This is a genomic window from Pseudomonas sp. B21-054 (assembly GCF_026016345.1).
Lineage (GTDB): Bacteria > Pseudomonadota > Gammaproteobacteria > Pseudomonadales > Pseudomonadaceae > Aquipseudomonas.
Window position 1 is genome coordinate 5,448,957 of record NZ_CP087204.1, and the last position, 20,196, is coordinate 5,469,152.

Annotated in this window: 9 protein-coding genes; 2 read left to right on the forward strand and 7 right to left on the reverse strand. The window is 59.0% G+C overall.

Translation table 11 applies throughout. The features are described 5' to 3' along the window. Positions 1 to 25 precede the first annotated feature (25 nt). The 5 genes from LOY70_RS23720 to LOY70_RS23740 all read right to left on the reverse strand — a co-directional run bounded on the left by LOY70_RS23720 (position 26) and on the right by LOY70_RS23740 (position 16,171). Entirely contained in the window at positions 26 to 4,723 is a 4,698-nt protein-coding gene (locus LOY70_RS23720) for an Ig-like domain-containing protein (RefSeq protein ID WP_265029508.1), read from the reverse strand. After that, entirely contained in the window at positions 4,716 to 8,828 is a 4,113-nt protein-coding gene (locus LOY70_RS23725; protein ID WP_265029509.1) for a neuraminidase-like domain-containing protein, read from the reverse strand. The genes LOY70_RS23720 and LOY70_RS23725 overlap by 8 nt, the downstream gene beginning before the upstream one ends. Next, positions 8,825 to 12,436, reverse strand: coding sequence for a Tc toxin subunit A (locus LOY70_RS23730; protein ID WP_265029510.1), 3,612 nt, complete (start codon positions 12,434 to 12,436; stop codon positions 8,825 to 8,827). Before LOY70_RS23730 ends, LOY70_RS23725 begins: the two co-directional genes overlap by 4 nt. 131 nt (positions 12,437 to 12,567) lie before the next feature. Next, positions 12,568 to 15,339, reverse strand: a complete 2,772-nt coding sequence (locus LOY70_RS23735; protein WP_265029511.1) for a hypothetical protein — start codon at positions 15,337 to 15,339, stop codon at positions 12,568 to 12,570. 349 nt (positions 15,340 to 15,688) lie between these two features. Continuing rightward, positions 15,689 to 16,171, reverse strand: coding sequence for a hypothetical protein (locus tag LOY70_RS23740; protein WP_265029512.1), 483 nt, complete (start codon positions 16,169 to 16,171; stop codon positions 15,689 to 15,691). 498 nt (positions 16,172 to 16,669) lie between these two features. Here LOY70_RS23740 and LOY70_RS23745 point away from each other — a divergent pair, with 498 nt between their 5' ends. Continuing rightward, positions 16,670 to 17,038 (forward strand): DUF6124 family protein, encoded by a 369-nt coding sequence (locus tag LOY70_RS23745; protein WP_265029513.1) that lies wholly within the window; start codon positions 16,670 to 16,672, stop codon positions 17,036 to 17,038. 193 nt (positions 17,039 to 17,231) lie between these two features. Here the strand turns inward: LOY70_RS23745 and LOY70_RS23750 are convergent, their stop codons facing one another. Both LOY70_RS23750 and LOY70_RS23755 read right to left on the reverse strand, forming a co-directional pair. Further along, entirely contained in the window at positions 17,232 to 17,591 is a 360-nt protein-coding gene (locus LOY70_RS23750; RefSeq protein WP_265029514.1) for a PilZ domain-containing protein, read from the reverse strand. Between the two features lie 293 nt (positions 17,592 to 17,884). Further along, entirely contained in the window at positions 17,885 to 18,259 is a 375-nt protein-coding gene (locus tag LOY70_RS23755; RefSeq protein ID WP_025215263.1) for a tetratricopeptide repeat protein, read from the reverse strand. A 372-nt stretch (positions 18,260 to 18,631) separates the two neighbouring features. Between LOY70_RS23755 and pyk the strand changes: the two genes are divergently transcribed. Next, a complete protein-coding gene (gene pyk, locus LOY70_RS23760) occupies positions 18,632 to 20,083 on the forward strand; it encodes a pyruvate kinase (RefSeq protein WP_092393429.1) in 1,452 nt (483 codons plus the stop codon). Positions 20,084 to 20,196 lie beyond the last annotated feature (113 nt).

Genomic DNA, 20,196 nt, shown 5'->3' on the forward strand with positions numbered 1-20,196 from the left:
CATTGGTTACCTAATGCAAAAGTCACTAGGGGACGATACTTCCGTCATATCGATTGACGATCGACAATCTATAAAAATCCCTCACTGAAGCTTCCCCCTTTGCGTTTGTGAAAAGCGCATTAGACGGTACGTCGTTTATGGATACTTGAACGCTAGCCGCAGGTACATTCAAATGAACGGACGTGGCGAGAATATTCGACACATAGTAGTCATCCCAGTCTGGCCATTGTTGAAATGGTCCCGATGTCCACCGTTCAGCCGTCACTAGATTATGCCCCAGAGACATCGCTAATTGCCCAGTCGCAGCTCCCGACTCCACCACCTCCAAGTGCAAGGAAAACTTTCCATTCCTGGTAGTGTTCAAGCAATTCAGTTCCCAGGTTATGCCCTCCGGCGCCATCCACTGTGCATCCTCCAATGGAGGGGTAACCACGACACCGAGCTTCTCAATGGACTCCCCACCCCACACCAGTTTTACATTGGTATTCAGAAACCGGCTGGAGGGTTTGGGCCGAGCAGAAAAAGTGTGAATTGCACCGTGACAAGGGTAGGCGGAACTCCCGAAATCAACTGAAAAATCATCGAATTTAACGTCGAACTCTGGTGCTACATAAACCATGTTTCCTGGCAACGGCGGCGACTTTGGTATTCCACTCATTGAAGGCATATCAAATTGCAACACGAAGGGGCCACCTTGCACCTGGCCCGTAGAAATCGTCCAACTCAACGACGTCGTGCCCTGCGCCATCACCACCAACTGCCCTAACGGCGGATCAAAAACCAGACCTTGTGCTTCCTCGCCCGGCTTGTATTCCAGAAGGATCTGGGCGTCCGGATCACCAATCAACCAGCTGTATTCGTAGTCGAGCGTCAACGTGCAAAGTTCGCCTGTGACCAGATTCAATTCCACGTCAGGCCACTTCACCGGTTCGCCATTGACGTAAGGCTTGAACTCCTGGAGCCAGGTCATTTCATTGGGTACCAGTTCAAACACCATAAGGGCAACCTCCCATCCCGCGTAGCCACCCGGGACAACGGCTTGCAACAGACCTTTACGAACCCCCGGCAATCTGAATTGCACATGGGCTCGCCCATCGGTTTCAGTTCTCGTTGAAGCAATCGTGATGTTGGGGTACTCCCACATCACTTCAACGTCTTGCAAAGGCTCGCCGGTCATGGCCGATACCACGGTCACGACCGCTGAAACCAGTTCCCCCAGATGACCATTGGGTTTATCGCTACCCAGAGACTGGATTTTCCGTGGCTCATTCAGGAAGTAGGTCAACGCCAACGTTTGCAGATGCTCCCCTTCCCCCACCGTCGCGGTCAGTTGGGCGGCGCCAGGCGTGGTGGGAACAAAGCGAACTCGCGCCACCCCGTAGTAGTCGGTCACCGAGGTCACTCTTCCCAAATCATCACCTCGCCACGTCACGGTCACACCGGCGATAGGCCTGCCGCTGATGGAGGACACAACGGTGACCTGTTCGACGAGCTCCTGCTCCCAATCCAGGGTTTGAGAAACACTGCTGTCAAATCTGATTTTCAGCACTTGCTCGCCTTCCCCCAACGACATCGCATTGGCGGGTGACAAGCTGGCAAGACGCTGCGATGCCAGGCGCAAGGCAAAGCTGCCATCTTTCAGATCGTCGGCCTTGAACATGTACTGCAATCCCTCTCTGGAAAACCTGCGCGGCATGCCCAGGGCCTCTGGCAAAAACCTGATTCCCAGCGCGGTCGGTCCGGTCCCGGTCATGCCCAGTGTCAAGTCGCGTTCAAACAAAGGGCTGTTCTCGGCGGCCGTCAGCTCAAACACGTGCTCGCCCTTACGGCGCGGAAAATAGGTCTTTCCCCCCCAAGGTTCGGCCGGTGCACCATCAAACTGAACCATCAACCCTGCCCAGGGATCCTCTGCCAGTGCCGTCAGCGCAAATAGCCGCTCCTCTTCATAGCCATCATAGGGACTGCTCACGGACGCCTTCACGGTCTGTTCTGCGGCGCTTGCCGGAGCCACGGCAAAACCGGACCAGCCATCGGCGTTCGTAGGCTCGGTGCTGGAACCGTCCGCAGCCCATGTCACCGGAACACCGGCGACCGCACGCCCGGTAAAGTGAGAGAGCACCTGAACCCACAGCCACGCCGGTTCCTGCCCCACCACCGGGTCCACCGGTGAGTCGCGCCAGTCATGGATCCGGACTTTGTTATGGGCCAGCGTCATCGGCTTCGCGGTGGCGACAAAATCCAGCGAGGGTATTGCCCACGCCAGGGAAAACTGGCCCGGTTGCTCGCTGGCGGTAAAATCCAGCACCCAGATCGCGCCGCCGTCGTGGACCGGTTGCGCAAGATTCAATGCGGGTCGAACCGTGGCCCCCAAATCCTCGGCGGACGTCCCCGCCCACGCCAGGGTTGACTCCAGTCCCACCAGCGGGCTCAGCGCATTAGGCAAAACGCTGAAGCGGTGCAGCGCTCCCAGGCATGGATAGAGCGTCTGCGCATCCAGCGCGGCGACTATCTGGTCGAGCCTCAGGCTGATTTCTTCGGTCAGGTCCTCGGCCACCAATCGGCCGGTCAGCTCCCTGACGACTGAAACACTCTCCAGACGTAGCTCCAGCTCAAACAGACTGCTGATACTGGTACCCACCTGTGAGGCGAGATTCCATTCGGTACCGGCTGCCACCAGAGGCTTGGGCGTGCCAAGGTCAGCGGGCACTAATCCGATATCCGGGTCGGCCCCACGCCAGTGCAAACTGATGTTTTTGCCGATCCACGCGCTGCCAGATTTCGGCACGACTTTGAGCTTATGTGTCTGACCACGCCGGCACAGCACACCGAGCCCATTGCGTTGGACTTCGACGTCATCCAGCCGAATCGTGACTTCATCTTTCCAGGGACTGGTCGCAATCGCTTTCACATCGAAAGGCTGCTCCACCGCAACGGCCTCCCCATGGGCCTTGATGCTGGCGACGACCACCTTGTCCCCCGCGCTCTGCGGCGTGTACCACACGCTGGCCCAACCACCGGAGCCCGTGGTGACGTTGGCAATCGGGTCAGCGGCGACCGTCCATTGCACCTGCGCATTAACAACGGGATCACCGTCGCCGCTGACGGTGAAGTGCACCACTTGCACCCGCAACAGCACGCTTTCGCTTTCGTCCACCACGGGAAACTTGTTGGCCTCGCGTACCTCGCCAACCTTGACCAGATTACGCGCCAGCGACATGGATTTTTTCGGTGAAGGCAGCAGCAGCTTCGAGCAGAACAACTGCAGGTCGAATTGACCGTCCAGGCGATCTTCGCTCGTCAGGGTCCAGGCCAGTTCGGCACCCGTGATCGGCACCGGTGTTTCAAGCGCCGGGCTGACCACGACGCCCAGTTGCTCATGGGAATCACCGCTCCAGTGCAACGACAGCGCCGTCCCCTGCAAAGGACTGTCTGCTGGCAGTTTCAGATCCACCGGGTAATCCGACCCTCGATTGGGATAGCCGATCTTGTCTTCCCAAGGTGCTTGCCCTCCCTCGACGACCGCCTGCACCTCCTTCCACGGATCCGTCGCCAGCACCCGGACCGCCAGGGTTTGCGTCACCACGCCCGTGGCGTAGTAAGGACTCTCGACCGACGCTTCGATCTCGAAATCCCCCGCCTGCGTCGGCAGGCAGTCAAAATAAGCCCAGCCGTCCGTGCCGGTCTCGGCGCTATCTCTTATCTGCCGAGTAGTGGAACTCCAGCTCACGGTGCGCCCGCTCAGGGGCTGGCCGGTGTAATAGGAGGTGACCTGGACCCCAAGGCGGACAGACTGGTTGTATTCAAGTACCGGGTAATACGCCGCCTCGAGCACGTCATGAAATGCCAGCCGATGATGACCGAGCGACACCTGCACCGGATAAGGATCGGCGGTGTACTGATTGAGCAGGTTCAGCGAGAACAGATAGGGGTCCTGATCGCCGATCAACGGGCAATCCAGCGTCCAGGCTGACGCCAAGGGATGATTCACGCCCCAGGCTGGTGTCGCAACAATCGCGCCCAGTGGGTTGTCGTCGCTGGTCAATGCCGCTTGGGTATCCAGCCAGGCATTGTCCGGATCGGGGACGAACTCAAGCTGATGGGCCAAGTCTCCCGAAGCCCCCAGACAGATGTACAAAGGTCCTGATGCGCTCAGCGATTGCTCGTCCAGCCTGAGCGTCCGCATCACCGCCGGTTCAAGATGCAGCTGGAGGTTGATGCGAGTGATGCAGACGCTTGAAATGAGATCCCCAGCCGCGTTGGGCGGGCTGAATACACTGACTTCAAGGGTGTCATGCGCCTCGAACGGCAGGTCCAGGTCCTCTTCATATGAGATTGGCTGGAATACCAACGGTTGCCCCTCCCTGAGCCGTGCCTGATCCTGCACCGCATCGCGAGGTTCGCCGGGCAACAGCGCAATGACCTGTTCATGGGGCTGCCCGTCCACCTTGACAACCAACCTTCCTGCTTCTGAATGCCGCATTTCACAGAGGAAGCTGAGCGCATAACGAGCATTGGCAGCCGGGGCTTTCGGCGCTGCCAACAGTTGACTGACCGAGGACCTGTTGCCGGCTTTTAAAAAGCTGATCGGCACGCCTTCATACGCTTCATCCGCAGTACCCAACCAGTTCGGATTGATCGGCCCCTTTTTCCAGTGCGTGAACGCCTGCTTGAACTCGCCGTTAAGTACCAGACTTTCGTTGGCCTGGATAATGGGCTTATTCATGACGGCCTGCCCCTACGACGGGTGTGCACTCTGCAGCACCGGGGTCAAGCTCGGTCACCCGATCTTCGACGGCCCTTGCAAACGGCGGCTCACCGGCCTTGGCGGTGTAACGGAGCCGCACGATGATGTCCGTCAACGAGCGCAGCATGTCGCACTGCGGCTTTTTGCCAGGTCGCGGGAAAGTCAGCATCCAGCGCGAGACCACGCCGGTGTTTTCAAAGGGGTTGAGCAAGCTTTCTTCGGGCTTCAGGGCCGTCATGCCTGAATTGCCAATCCCCAGCGACAAGGCAATCTGCTGGCCGCTGCGCAGGTTGATCTGCACCTCGGTGGGCGCCACCGCCTCCTCGGGACGGTGCAGGTAATCCACCGAGCGGACAGACGCCTTGGTGGCCGTCATGCTGCTGATCTGACGTAACGTCGCCCGTACATTGTCGTAAGGTCCGGTCAGTACAGGCAGGTCGACTTCGACCGAATTGATTTGCCGGCAGTAATGCCCCGGATAATCGCGATCGAACAACAGTTGCGTGAGCTTGAACTCCAGGGTGCCTTTGGTACGCAACGCTTGCAGCGCTACCTCCCAACTTTCGATGCCCGTCTGCGGATCGTTTTCATCGTCGAACAACTGGCGCAAGGAAATGGTCTTGACCAGTTCCAGCCGCCGCTCAAAACGTTGCAGATATTCACGCTCCATGCGCATCAGATGCGCACGCAGGTGCTCGCCCGCCGTCAGCCCGTGACGGTTGTCCAGCCAGACCTGGGGCAAGGGAATCTGCGTGTCGTAGTCGCCGGTTTCGGCACTCAGCGAGGCCTGGGCGCTGAGACACAGACTCACCACGGCATCGTAGGCCTGATAGTGCAAGGCCTTGAACTGGCCCAGCAACCAACCGTACAGCTCGGCATTGGTCGCCCGCTTCTTGAGGAAGTTGTAGACCGTCAGGGCCTGGCTGTTGGCGATGAGAGTCTGGTCCAGGCTGGTTTGGGCGGCCGTCACGGCATGGCTCTGCGCAGTGACTTGTGTCTTGATTGCCAGCACCTCCGCCTTCGCCTGATCGCGTTGCAACTGCCACTCTTGCCGTCGACGACGGTAACTCTCGGTAGTGGCCTGTTTCTCGGCGTCGATCTGCAGCACCGCCGCGGCGATATCCAGGGCAAAAGACGCCACGTCGTAGACTTTATCGAGACGAAACCCACCGTTGGCCACACCAAAGATATTGGCAAGCGCAGCAATCGCGGCCCCCCCGGGCCTGATGTTTGCCGAGGTCGTGGAAAGGATTTTTGAGCGGTACAGGTTGTCCATGACCTGGTATTCAACCGCCGACACATTATCCTCATACAGTCGCTTGTAAGCGTCTTCCCGCTCCTGCGCCACGGCCTGGCTCTGCTCCAGCGCGGCCTTGGTCTCTTGCAACTGCAGGAGACTCTGCTCCTGCATGGTCTGGGCATAAGCCCCGAGCTCCAACAGGTAGTTCTGCTGCATGTCTTCCTGTTCGATCTGGTCCCGCCGCTCAAGCAAACGCAGCACCTGCTCACCATGTTCCTGCAAGGTCTGCACGGCCCGCAGCGCCACTTCGAAAGTCGTGCGCCAACGGAACGCACCGACCACCAGCCGTCCGCCCATGGGTCGTGGAGCGCCGGCACCGCCAGCTGCCAGATCACGCAACAATTGGTTGGGATCCGTGGGCGGACTGAACAGCGGAATGTCCAATGGCTTGCCGTCCAGGGTGAGGTTGCTGCGCAAGTTATGCAGGCGCTGGCCGGGCAGGTCATACAGCGCCAGCACCTGTTCATTGATCGGCGGTTTGAAGGGATCGTTCGCCAACAGCCCAAGCTGCGGAGGCGCCTCGGCGGCAGCAGGGAAATCAGACAAGCTGAACGACAGGTTTCGCTCGAACTGCTCGAGCGCCGGTCGCGAAGTACTTTTGTGCATGAGACTGTTTACCGTGTCCGCTTCCCAACGGTTCACCGTCTGCACCGAGGGCGCCTTGCCCATCAGAAACTCGGCCTGGACGTAACACAACTTGGCCGCCACCAGGCTGTCACGGGTGAGTTGCCGGTAATACCAGTCCCCCCAGGCAATCAGATTTTTAACGTAATCGCAGAACACCAGAATCTGAAAATGCTTCGGCGCCGAATAAGCGATGGCATCGGGGTCAGTAGGCGCCATGGTTTCACAGCCCAGGTTGCCGGGGCCCGCCAAGGGTCGGCAGCGCCAGTACAGGGGTTTCGGATTCGGCGGTAAGGGTTGCGTGGCGTCGGCCGGCGCCTGCGGGTCGAACAGGTGGTGCAGCCAGTTCTGCGACTCCAGGAAACGGTCCTCGGCACGCAGACGCGCCGCGACCAGATGCGGGAGATGAAAAAACAGCTCCCAGAAAAACAAACCGTTGGCACCGTCGAATGCGCCGTTCGGCTCGTTGATAGGCCCGGTAGTGGGAGGCGGCTCCGGCAGGAATTGAGTATCCCAGTCGAGTACCGCATCGACGGAAACATTGGAACGTTGCACCAGCTCCGGGCCGAAGAGCGAGTTCAGGCGGGTGTATTTAAGCGTCAGTTCCGGTTGGTTGAGCGACAGGAACTGCGCCGCATCGAGGCTGTTCTTGAGCAGAGATACCGGGGGGAAAGCCGTGACGTTGCTAATGCCCAATACGAATTTTTTACGTCCATAACCGGCCTTGTTCGTCCCGAAAGAAAAGGTAGCGTCCCCCCACGACCCCTTCGACCGCCTGAAGACCAGCCAGTCGGTACTCCAGCCACCGGCAACCGGATGCTCGCCTTCATAGCGTTGATCTCCTGTTTCTGCGTGTTCCAACGTCAAATCAAATGTTTCATCTTGGCCTTCGGCTTCCCCCGAAGGCCTCAAGAAGCCCTGCACAAACAGAACATCATCGTTGCCGACGCGAAACGCCACCGCTTGCAGATCCAGGAAAGGCGTCAACCTGCCCACCGCTTCTACGGAGGGACTGACGCTCGGTTGATTCATCAGCGGATGTTGAACGGTTTCGGCATCGACAAAACGTACCTTCGCCGCCTGCTCCAGCCAGCCGCCGTCATCCCAGGCCAAGGGGCGGAACAGCACGTCGCGTACCGCAAACACCTTGAGAACACCGTCACCACCATCGTCTTCTGCCTTGTCCTTCGTCTTGTCGTTCGTCAACAGGACGCCCAACCGGCCCTTGGGGTGGGAATCATCGGCCCAGATGGTGGCGATCAACCTGGCTCCTGGCGTGAGGTCCGCCTCGCTCGCGGAACTGTGCAGGCTCAACGGGGATGACCACTGGCCGTTCTGGCTCATGAAAGCCACCTTGATCTCCAGCCGGTGCGGCAAGCTGATGTCGCTACCGTCGCTTTCAACCTTGTCCTGCCATTCGGCCCATACAAGGCACAGCCGCCCACTCCAGAACACCGGCCGGATATCCAGGATCCTTACGCCCGTGGGCGTATCGACCGGCAGCCATTCGCTCCAGGCCGCTGGGTTGATAGCCACGCAACTGGGCGACAGCTCGACCTCAGCCTTGCGCCAGAAGTATTGGAAAGGTGGCACACGTTGGCGGCCGACAAAATAATAATCGGCCCGCTCGGGCGTACCGTCCATATAGCTGCTGAGCACGTCCAGGTTGCAGGTCTGTTCGAACGTCTGCAGGTAGTCCTGCAGGGCCGCTTGCACCGAATCGATGTTCAGCCGCGCCTGGTTGAGGTTGTTTTCCAGGGTTTTGAACAGGCTGGTCTTGCGCTGCCGTACAAAAGGCGTGATGAAGTTTTCCGGGTAAAGCGTGATCAGTTGCAGCGCCGCCCAATCCGGATAATTGCTGTAGAGCTCCCACGTGGCCAGATCGCGTTTGTCGAATTCGACCGCTTCATAGCCCGGCTCCAGCTTGCGGTAGGCGGCATGGATGAACTGCTGGGCGCAGCTCGTCGCTTCGGCGACCCAGGAACTCTGGACCGGGTAACTGTCCAGCGGATCCATGCGCAACAGTTCGAACAGGTCCGCCGGGGTTCGCAGGAAGTTGTATTGGGAATCCCCGTCCCCTTTTCCAACTTGCCCGAGGCAGTACTCGATCAGGGCATTACGGCGCTTTTCGAACAGTTCGCTCATGCTGTGCAGGGTCATGATGCTGACTCCTCATCGGCAAACGTAAAGCGCTCGAAATTACTGATACTGTCACCGGCATCCGTCAGGACACCGATGACGAACGTACCGCCTGCTGAACTGGAAACAAAGGTTCGGGCCACGCCCTCCTGATCGGTGTAGGACTGATCCGGTCGAAACCTCAATGGAGAGATCTCCCTGTCTGCCGAGGTTCGATCCAACCAGCGCACGAGGCTTTGTCTAGCGATGTTTTGATAACGGTCCATCAGCGTGGCGAAGAGCTCGACTTCCTGACCATAGGGCACGGGGCCCAGCGGTACCTTCGACATGAGCGGCGGCGGAAATTGCAGGGTTGAAGCATCGACGTTGACCCGAATGGTAGGGGCATATTCGCGCTCGAACAGGTCCAGCCAGTATTGCGGGGTGTCCGTACCTATCACTTTGCCCGGATAGAAATCCACCTGAACCGTGCCATCGACGTCCGTTTCCTTGTTTACAATGGTCCCCAGCTCGACGCTCCAATAAACCATCACGCCGCTTAACGCTTTCCCGTCGCGGTCCTTGAGTGTGACGGTGAAGGTGATCTTCTCGCCCGGCTTGGCAATCACGTCGGTGTTGTCCACGGTGCAGGTCATCGTGACGAGTTGCTTGAGATCCCCGGTGAAGGCCATCGACGGCACACCGGATTCCGACAGGCTTAGCAAGGCATGTTCGGCGGCGTCTTTGTAGGCTGGTTTGTCAACGTCTTCCGGCAAAGTACCCATCAGGAAGATCGTCAAGGCATCCATGCCGGTCTGAGCCGCCAATACCCGAACCCGCATCAGCAGATCCAGTTGGGTCAGGTTTTTCAGGATCATGAACGCTGGGTCGATGCGGCTGATGCATTCGCGCACCTCTTGCACGCTCCAGTCGAAAAAGCCCGCCAGACGGATCGACGCCGCTTGTTGGGCCAGGCGCAATGCATCGCCCGTCAACGGCGAAGGCAGGGCATTGACCTCGCGTAGATAATCGAGCAGCGTCTGCGCGGGTTGTTCGCTCAACTCAAACGCACGGGTGAGCGTAGTCAGGTAGTAAAGCGTGCGCACCGTGAACTCATGACTGTCGTCCTGGCCCAGCCAGGCTTTGTACCCGTAGGCCAGGTAGTCGCGCAGCAGTTGCGCGCTGAGCTCAAGCTTGGCCACCACGGCTGCGAGACGACGCACATCGGCCAGCAGCACGAGCCAGGGATCAAGCGGTTCGTCACGCTCCTTCACAGAATCTTCGAGGTTTGAACGATCACGTTCGAGCACCAGATGCAACAGCCTGTACACCGTCGCATTGGCCCAGGCAAGGACCTCGATCGCCTGATCGGCGCTGACCCCCATGTAACCTGCCAGAGACTCCTTGGCCACCGCCACCTGAGCGTCCCTGGCCTGTAGCAACACGGTGAGCATTTTCTCGACAAAGGCCGGGCGTTCCTCGTCATATTTTTCCCCGAGGCCGTCGATCACCGCTTTATCGAGCTCCTCCCGGGCAAAGGCCAGGTACTCGGCTTCCGTTCCTGAACGAGCCACCACCAACCCGTCAATATCGACCAGGCTCCACAACAAAGTCAGCCAGCTAGCGCCCGTCAACGGCGGCACACCGGCCATCAACACAGCCGCATCGGTGAACAGCGCGCCGGGCAACAGGTTGAATATCTGATTGAACAACTGGTGTTCGACGTCTGTAGCGGCCAGCACTTGTGGCGCCGAGATGTGTTGCAGCATCCAAAGCACCGGTAGATCGCGATCAGTGCACCATTGCACACACAATTGCATGACCTGGATGAGGTTCAGCACGTCCGGGGCCTCGCCTCGGGTCGCGTCGATCCGAGGAACGCCCGCCAGCGCCTTGATCCAGGTTTCCCCGCCCAGCAGCGTCAGCATCAGCACGCCCTCGACCGGGGTGATGCCCAACAATCGCGGCAGCTTCACCAGCCGGTAAAAGCTGGAAAAAATCGCCAGGTTGCGCGGCAGACTCTCGTCCGTGATGTCGTGCGCTCCGGCGACCATCAGGGCCAGATACTGATAAGTCTGCAGATCGATGCCCAAGGCACTGCACAACTGGGTGACCGTCAGATCGGGCGCTCCGGGTTCCGGCAACAGGGGGAACGTCCCGTTGTCGAGTTTCAAGGGCTCCCGATAATCACCCTCGTCGTTGAAGACCTGATCGAATTGTGACGGCACCTCGGCGCGACCGTAGACCGACAACTGGTCGATAAACGCGGCAAAGTCGCTGACCGGGCATCCATAGCGCTCACGCAGCGACTGGAACAGCCCGAGTGCGTGCACGACGTTGTCCGTTATCCACCAGGAACCGGCCGGTGCACCGCCGCGCACTTCAGCCCTCATGGCAGCCACCAGCACTGTATCCACTTGCTCGCTCGGCAACGCCAGCCATTGGTCCAGACGCACTTTGCGGTTCATCCGGTCGTAACACTGAAGCCCGGCAGCATTATCAGGGTTCGCGGAAAGCCAGTGAAAGCTCGAGGAGTCGCCCTCCTGACTGATGATGCTGACACCCGGATGGCTATTGGCATTGATATAGACCGAACCGGAACGCCCACTTTCCGGGCCGTCTCCAGGCGTCGCAACCGGGTAGGTCACGTTGGTGGAGCGCACCGGCGCGAAGCCGCGTACTGACAACAAGGCCTCGAGTCCTGGCGTGTCGAGTTTGGTTCGTTCACCAAAGAACGGTACCTGATTGAGGTTCTGCCAACTCAGCCCTTCGGCACCGAAGTTTTGCCGGTAAAAGCTGTCCTTATCCTCGAGTTTGATCGCTGGTTCCGTGAGTAACCGACGCTGGTAAGGCCCCAGCCGCGATGCATGGGCCAGGGCGCGATCGGCGCTGGCGTCCCAGGCCTGGGCTTGCAGGAAGTAGGGAAAAGCGAGGTCCACCTGCTGGGCGAAACTGCCCACCGACAGGCCATGGCGGTGGGCAACGGTGTCCAGGGTGACCCAATGTTGATAGTAGGGAAGGCCATTGGGATAGCGCGCATCGATCATCGCCTGTTCGATATCCGCTGGCCCCTCGTGCTCGTTGATGAAGGTTTCCAGCACCGGGACGATGATGTCCACCGAGGACACTGCCCGATGCACCGCATTGAAATCGATGACCAACGGTTTCAGGTCCTTGCGCCGATCATGCAAGGGCAGCTTGAGCACATCGTTTGAGGCCGGTTCGATACGCTGAGCGATCCACCTCATCAGCTCGATCAGGTACGCCACCGGCGAGGCAAGCGATTCCAGCGCCTGGGGCGGGCAAGAACGCTCGAACTCGGGGTCGAATAGGCGCTCGAAATTGGGCCCCTGTACCATCGACAACAACCCCGTACGCTGCCACGCTTGTTTTTTTTCTGAACCGTGCAGGATGTGTTCGATGAATTGGCGCCGTAGGTAAATGGCCATGCTATTGGCCCGCCGCAGGAACCGACGGGCATCTGCCTGGCTCAAGCCATAATCCTTCATCAGCCCCCGCTCACCCTTTTCCACCAGCGGAAAGATCGAACCGCCTTGTTCGAGGTACGTCTGAAGCGCCGCGTATTGGTTGAGTTGATTGGCACTGAATACCTGGATCAGTAGCTGTACGGCAGGGCGGGAATCAGCCATGGACGAGTCCTCGAATTCGATAACGGCCTTCGATGCCTGAGCAAGCGCCCGGGCCTTGCCATTGGTCAAAGAGATTTGGCGCCGGCAGGCGCAGGCCGTCTACTGTCAGAACTGACAGTGCTCATGACCATTCATCGGGCGTCGACAGTGAGCCGTGCAGGCGGTGACAGAATTTCGAAGCGCTCGCTCTCGACCCAATCGGAAGTCGTTGCACCGTCCACAGCATCCGTGATGCTTTGCCTGAACCGGCACCAGTTGCCGCCATCGGGCAGCGCTTGCGGCGCTGCGCCCTGCCAGCCGCCGCTTGCGACGCTCAGGTCCGGCGCCCACACCCGATCCGGGTTGAACCAGCTCACCACATGACCGATCCCCGCCCGGCCCTGCCCTTCGAACCTCACCGGGTTACCGACCCAACGCCCCGCCGCTGGCACCTCGATGGACGGTTGGTACGTGCCCAACACCACCGCCCGCGCCGGTGAATCGGCGGAATCGAAACCCTCGCTCGACGCCACCGCCATCAGGCCAAAGGCACCGCCAGGCCGATCGAAGGTGACCGTCAGCGACCAGGTTCGATCCTCCAGCACCGGGCTGCTGCCCAGCACCGTTCGCCCGGCGTCGCCCAGCTTCACCGTCACGCGGTCCCCCGGTACACCGAAACCGGACACCACAACGCGCCGGCCGATGTGTTCGTCCGCGGCCGGGGTTTCAATGAACGGGGCGGCGGGGACCACGTCGTAGGTCAGCCATGGGCTTTCTTTAGAGACTTGGTCCTCAAAACGTTGCACGGCGCGAATCGTGGTTTCGCCAACCGGCAAGGTCACCTTGGCTTTCCAACGACCCTCGCTGTCGATAAAAACATCCTTGAGCAACGGTTCGCTTGCACCCTGAAGCCAGACATCAACCAACCCGCCCCGCATGCCCCTGCCGGACAACTCCGAAGTACGCGGCAGGTTGCCGCCGGGCTGCGGCTCGTCGAATTCGGGGGGCAGCAGCACCACGTCAAAAGCCAGATGTTCACTGTATTCGGAGGGTCGCCCTTCGAGGGTCTGTTGCGCGTCGATGGTGTACCGACGAAACGCCAGATCGGCGAGTTCGATGAACCACTCGCCGTCGGCGGTCAGCAACTTGGCCTGGCCTAACGGCCTTTCGAATTGAGCATCGCGCAATTGCATCGTGGCCCCGGCCATGCCGTCCCGTCCGCGGATGGTCACGTTGCGGCCGACCTCACCATTCGGCTCTGGATAGGTGAGGACCGGTTTACGCATAGGTAAGGCGACCACGAACGTTTTGATCGCAGGGAGTGACGTTTGCTGCGCGGCGAACTGGGTAAGGCTTGCAGTGTGGGTGATTTCAGGCGCAAACGGCTCGTCGCGGCGGAAGCTCCAGGAGCCGTTGTGGTTATCGACAATGTGTTCGATGGCACTGTCACTGAACGTAAGCTTCAACTCGGCCTCCGGCCAGCACGTTCCGCTGAGGTTTGGCGAAAGACCGTTCTCGACCGGCGGGTTCATGACCGGCGCCAGGGGTGGGATGGTGACCTCGATTTCAATCGCGTCCGGCGAGGCCTGCTCGCCCCAGAATTGCAGCACTTTGACCTTGCGCTTGAATGTCGGTCCCCACTCCGCCAGGGCCCTGGTACTCCACTCTCCACGATTATCCACAGGGGCGTCGGGGGCAATCTTCGAATCGTCGACAGCGTCAAAGAGCCTCACCGTGGCGCCGTTCAAACCTTTGCCCGAGAAGGTGGGTTGGTAAACGTCTGTATAGGTGACATCGCTCGGGCCTGGGAGCTTGAGGTCGACATTAAAGGTGTAGGGCTGCGATTCGATCCAGCCACCGGCATCGTCGGAGACTTTCTGTATTGCACTCAGGTTGTATAGGCCAAACGGCCAATTCGTCACCGTGGTTTCCCACCTGCCACCGTTCACGGGCGCAGCGGGCGGTGTCCCTCCACCAGGCCCGTTGACCACAGATATCTGTACGGTTGCGTTGACATAACCGGCGCCCTCGAATTTCACCGAGGTTGGGGTCGGTTGGGTGATGATGATATCGGTCAACTTGGGAGGCCGGACTCTAAACGCCCGAGCCACGCTACGATTCGATGGATTCCCACCGATTATTTGGTGTGCCGTCAGGGATATGTTGCCTGCGGACACCGTAACGGGACAGCTCCAACTGGCCCCAGTCAACGTGCCTGTTTCCCCCACTTTGTTGTCGGTCAGACCTCGCCATACCTGCACGATGGCGCCCGAACGTCCCTTATTACCCGTCACTGTAAATGACAGGTCTTGAATCGATTCGGCAGCGGGGCCGGTGATGGGGGGGGCGGGGAACAACGTCACGGTGACTACATTTGACTTCACCGAGTCGCGATCTCCAAACCACTGCTTGGCATAGAACGCCAAGGGTGCCGTCTCACTGGGCAGAGACACTGATGCCGTCCAATTGCCATTCTGGCCCATTGTGGCAGGGCTTAATTGTGCATTGTTGGCATTGTTATGAATCGTGACCCGGCCGTCGGGTTTGCCACCGCCTCCGGTGACAACGAACGGGTTGTCCTTCACATCGCCGGTAGAAGGCGAGGTAATCACCACGGGCGGGACCGCCAGCATTACCGTTCTAGAGCTTGAATTCGGGGAGGGGTAGGATCCGATTGTTTGCTTGGCGTAGAACGTCAGGGCCTGCGTCTCGCTGGGCAAGGTCACATTGGCCGTCCAGCTACCGCCCGTGGCACTGATTGTTGCTGTGCCTAAAAGTCCATTACCGGATGCATTATGCACGGTAACCGTCCCCACACCGTGCTCACCGCCATTACCGCTGACGGTAAACTGCCTGTTAGGTACATCTCCAGAGGGGGGAGCGGCGATGGTGACGGGTGTGACACGCAGGGTGACATAGTGCATTGCCGTCCCTCCTTGGGCGACTTCGACCCTGTATGGTCCGGGGGCAAATATACCGGGTAGCCGGGCGGACCATCGATTACCTGCCTGTGTTGCCCGGCCCTCGGATATTGCCGTGTTCCCTGAAAATGTATAAAGACGCGCTATCATCGTCCCCGTGGAGGATGAGGTTACGGATACGTCTATTTCGCCGTTTCTGACCTCGGAATTGTTGGCAGGCGCGTCAATAATCGGAGCCGCGCGTTCTTCCTCACTCTCTGCAGACATGATCTTATTCACCTTTTATGGCATCGATGCATGTTTTGTTGCTGGGCTGAAGCTACGTCCAACAGTCGACGTCTTCCCATACTCGTTAATTAGGAAACACAACAGTAAGTTCCGTATCTGCCGAGGGGTCCCCTCCAGTTGACCTGTCAAACGTATAATGAAAATAGAGTTTTCCTCTCTTTGAGACAACGCCTACCCATCCCCCCTTACCTCCTCCCGTAAGTTCATGCCACTCACCGTCTTGCACTGCGCTGCCAGTCAACTCTCTCTCCCAAATCTGGTCTGGACTTCTTCCGTGGACACCAAATGTTATGTTGCCGCTGTTATTTCCGTTGGACGTTACTCTGTACTGCCTTGCGTAACCATGAAGTACATCTCCATCATTGGACCACCAATATTCAACCGACAGCTCCGCTTTAAAGTGGTCGTAAGTAACCGTTAACGTTTTAATAAATGAAAGACCTGACGATTTAGCTTTTTTATAATCTTCATAAGTAACATCTTGACCCTCCACACTATGTGGAGAAAGTTTATTGCCGATTTCCGATTTAGCATCTTCATTATCCATGGTCATTCACCTTGATATGAGCGATGGCTTAACCTTCAGGCTTAGTGTTTTTCAGACATTCATCCGAAGGACTGGATACAGTTAACAAGCCTTACCACATCCTGCCAACCTGTAAGATCTGACAGTTCTGATGGATGGTAGTCTCCGTCCCATGAAGGCCTCCCCGGTTTTTCGGGGCTCGGAGGATGACTACGCCGTCTTGCGCCATTGCCTACAGATCCGCCAGAATCCGCCGGCTTGTGCGCCTTGGCCTTGCCCCGTAACTTGATTCGCGTCGCTGATATCCAGCGATCGGGTTTAGTCGCCCGGGGGCATATCACCAAGATGCATCGCGTTCCATCAGTCGGGTCTCCCTATCCCTGCTCTTGATGGTGGCTGTGCGCAGGGCGCTTCGGCGCGCCGGTTTTGGTGACATTTCCCCGGTCGACTAACCTGCGTACAGCCGCCCCCCTTCGTTTAGTCGCGAAGTGGTCAAGGCATCATTTAAGGGAAATCACCATGATCAAACCAACCCCCAATCCACCCCACACCGACCCGCTCTCCCCCCACGAAACCCTCGACCCCGAAAAGCTCGACCAAGCCGCCCAACGAGCCCTGGACTACTACCTCAAGCCCAACAACGGCCAGCCCGACCAGAAGACTGCGAAGCAACTGGACTACTTCATCGTCGCCCCCGAAGCCAATCCCGAAGGCATGCTCGCACACACTTACGAAACCTTCTGCTCGGTGAGCACGCTGATCCTGGATTTGTCCGAAGACCTGGAAGGCGCCCCGCGCAACCTGGCCCTGGCGATTCACCAGATGGGCGAGATGGGGGTGTTGTTGCTGGAGCGGTTGCTGGATAACGAGGCGAAGGTCCAGCGCTGAAGGTCGAAGGACCTCTAGAAGTACAGAATGTATGAGGACCCTGTGGGAGCGAGCTTGCTCGCGATGACGGTGGGTCAGCTGGCATCAATGCTGAATGTGCCGACGCCTTCGCGAGCAAGCTCGCTCCCACAGTTGATTGAGGTACATCCGCAAGAGCCAGGCGTTGCGCCCTGGCCCCCACAGAGAGATGGCCTCAAGCCGATTCCGGCAACGGATAAAAACTGAAATATTGCTGCAACGCACTGATCAGTTGCCCGTATTCCGGCGGCGCCTGTTTCAGGCTGAAGCCGGCATCGAAATGCATCGGCGTCACGTCTTCACGGCACCATAGACAATTGGCTGTCAGCTTGATGTTTTGTTGCGGTCCCTCATCGGAAGGGATTTTCAAATGCAGTTCAAAGTCCGCCCCCACCATCAAGGGCAAATGGCTGATCAGCATCAGGCCACTTTCAGAGACGTTACCCAAAAAACCGATGGGCCGGTCATTGACGCCGTTGAACACACGCAGAAAACACGGCAGCTGGTGCCGCTCGATTCGCCTTTTTTTGTACATGTCTTGTATCGCTTTTTCAACGACCCCGAACAGGGGTAAACGAATACTTCGGAACGAACCCAAGCCAGGCCGCTCTCCCCGATCCCGGTGCCTGACACGTGAAGTGCTTGGCTAAGACTTTCTGCCGGTCACAGGTGCTTCTCAACATTAGAGATCTAACTCTAATACGACTTGTACAAATATAGCCGAAGGTTTGGCAACAGCCAGTCCGGTCGCACACCTTTCATCTACCCCAACGGTACAAGAAGGAGGCGGCCAGGGGTTGCCCCTGGCCGGGGATCTGACCAGCGGTATCAGGACGCTGTAGGGCGCACTGCCGAGGCGCTGCGGGTGGGGTAATGACCCAGGCTCTGCAAGGTTTCGAGGCGGGCGCGGGCACGGAACGCGTATTCGCTGTTAGGGTATTGGGTGATGATGAACTGGTAGGTTTGCGCCGCATCGATGAACAGCTTCTGCCGTTCCAGGCACTGGCCACGCAACATCGAGACTTCCGGTTGCATATAGCGGCGGGCACGGCTGGCGCGGTCGACCTGCGACAACTCGAGCATCACTTGCTCGCAATTGCCGCGGTCATAGGCCTTGTAGGCCAGGTTCATGTGGTGGTTCATCGACCAACGGGTGCAGCCCGTGACGCTCAGGGCCAGGGCAACAAAAAGCACGAATCGCATGGGAGGTTCTCCTGTCTTGAGCTCTGTATCGACCTGGCTGGAAAAATCTTCAGCCTGAAAATGGTGCCGGGCTTGCTCTTGTGGCGAGGGGATTTATCCCCGTTGGGCTGCGAAGCGGCCCTGAAATCAGACGACTCGGTGTGTCAGGCTTATCGAGCGGGATGTTTTGGGTCTGCTTCGCAGCCCAGCGGGGATAAATCCCCTCGCCACAGATAATCCTCTAGCCATAAGTCGGTGTGCAGGCCAAGGAGGCGCAAAAATTTTCAAGAATGTTCATTTCGAAAAACAAACGAAAAAGTAGTGCATATGAACAATGACTACACCCAAAGAGCATAGTAGCCTTCGCTGGCGCTTGAACTTGAGGAGTCTTGCATGTCCGTCCGTCGCACCAAAATCGTCGCTACCCTTGGCCCGGCCAGTAATTCGCCGGAAGTTCTCGAACAGCTGATTCTGGCTGGCCTGGACGTTGCCCGCCTGAACTTTTCCCACGGCACCCCCGAAGAGCACAAGGCGCGTGCCAAGCTGGTACGCGACCTCGCGGCCAAGCACGGCCGTTTCGTTGCCCTGCTGGGTGACCTGCAAGGCCCGAAGATCCGTATCGCCAAATTCGCCAACAAGCGCATCGAGCTGAAGATCGGTGACACATTCACCTTCTCCACCAGCCATCCGCTGACCGAAGGCAACCAGCAAGTGGTCGGCATCGACTATCCGGACCTGGTCAAGGACTGCGGCGTGGGCGATGAGCTGCTGCTCGACGACGGCCGCGTGGTGATGCGCGTCGACACCGCCACCGCCACCGAACTGAACTGCACCGTGACCATCGGCGGCCCGCTGTCGGACCACAAAGGCATCAACCGTCGCGGCGGTGGCCTGACGGCGCCGGCCCTGACTGAAAAAGACAAGGCCGACATCAAGCTGGCCGCGGAAATGGAAGTCGACTACCTCGCCGTGTCCTTCCCCCGTGACGCCGCCGACATGGAATACGCCCGCCAACTGCGCGACGAAGCCGGCGGTACTGCCTGGCTGGTGGCCAAGATCGAACGCGCCGAAGCCGTGGCCGACGACGAAACCCTCGATGGCCTGATCAAGGCCTCCGACGCCGTGATGGTGGCCCGTGGCGACCTAGGCGTGGAAATCGGTGACGCCGAGCTGGTGGGTATCCAGAAGAAGATCATCCTGCACGCACGCCGCCACAACAAAGCGGTGATCGTCGCGACCCAGATGATGGAGTCGATGATCCAGAACCCGATGCCGACCCGCGCCGAAGTGTCCGACGTAGCCAACGCCGTGCTCGACTACACCGACGCCGTGATGCTCTCGGCCGAGAGCGCCGCCGGCCTCTACCCCCTCGAAGCGGTGCAGGCCATGGCGCGTATTTGCATCGGCGCGGAAAAGCATCCGACCAGCAAGACCTCCAGCCACCGCATCGGCAAGACCTTCGAGCGCTGCGACGAAAGCATCGCCCTGGCGACGATGTACACCGCCAACCACTTCCCGGGCGTGAAGGCGATCATCGCCCTGACCGAAAGTGGCTACACGCCGCTGATCATGTCGCGCATTCGCTCCTCGGTGCCGATCTACGCGTTCTCCCCGCACCGCGAAACCCAGGCCCGCGCCGCGATGTTCCGTGGCGTCTACACCGTGCCGTTCGACCCGGCCGCCCTGCAACCGGGCGAAGTCAGCCAGGCGGCGGTGGATGAACTGGTCAAGCGCGGCGTAGTGCAGACCGGTGACTGGGTGATCCTGACCAAAGGCGACAGCTATCACACCATCGGCGGCACCAACGGGATGAAAATCCTGCACGTAGGCGACCCGATGGTCTGAGTGACCGGCCGCTGAAAAACAAAAAGCCCTGCCATGTGAATGGCGGGGCTTTTTGGTTTCTGCCTGAGGATATGCCGGGCCTGGACTGACGCCATCGCGAGCAAGCTCGCTCC

Excerpts from the sequence above, each read along its gene's own strand:
- LOY70_RS23745 (WP_265029513.1), top strand. The coding sequence starts at position 16,670 with ATGATCAAACCAACCCCCAATCCACCCCACACCGACCCGCTCTCCCCC.
- LOY70_RS23725 (WP_265029509.1), bottom strand. The coding sequence starts at position 8,828 with ATGACCCTGCACAGCATGAGCGAACTGTTCGAAAAGCGCCGTAATGCC.
- LOY70_RS23750 (WP_265029514.1), bottom strand. The coding sequence starts at position 17,591 with ATGTACAAAAAAAGGCGAATCGAGCGGCACCAGCTGCCGTGTTTTCTG.
- LOY70_RS23740 (WP_265029512.1), bottom strand. The coding sequence starts at position 16,171 with ATGGATAATGAAGATGCTAAATCGGAAATCGGCAATAAACTTTCTCCA.
- LOY70_RS23720 (WP_265029508.1), bottom strand. The coding sequence starts at position 4,723 with ATGAATAAGCCCATTATCCAGGCCAACGAAAGTCTGGTACTTAACGGC.
- LOY70_RS23735 (WP_265029511.1), bottom strand. The coding sequence starts at position 15,339 with ATGCACTATGTCACCCTGCGTGTCACACCCGTCACCATCGCCGCTCCC.
- LOY70_RS23755 (WP_025215263.1), bottom strand. The coding sequence starts at position 18,259 with ATGCGATTCGTGCTTTTTGTTGCCCTGGCCCTGAGCGTCACGGGCTGC.
- pyk (WP_092393429.1), top strand. The coding sequence starts at position 18,632 with ATGTCCGTCCGTCGCACCAAAATCGTCGCTACCCTTGGCCCGGCCAGT.
- LOY70_RS23730 (WP_265029510.1), bottom strand. The coding sequence starts at position 12,436 with ATGGCTGATTCCCGCCCTGCCGTACAGCTACTGATCCAGGTATTCAGT.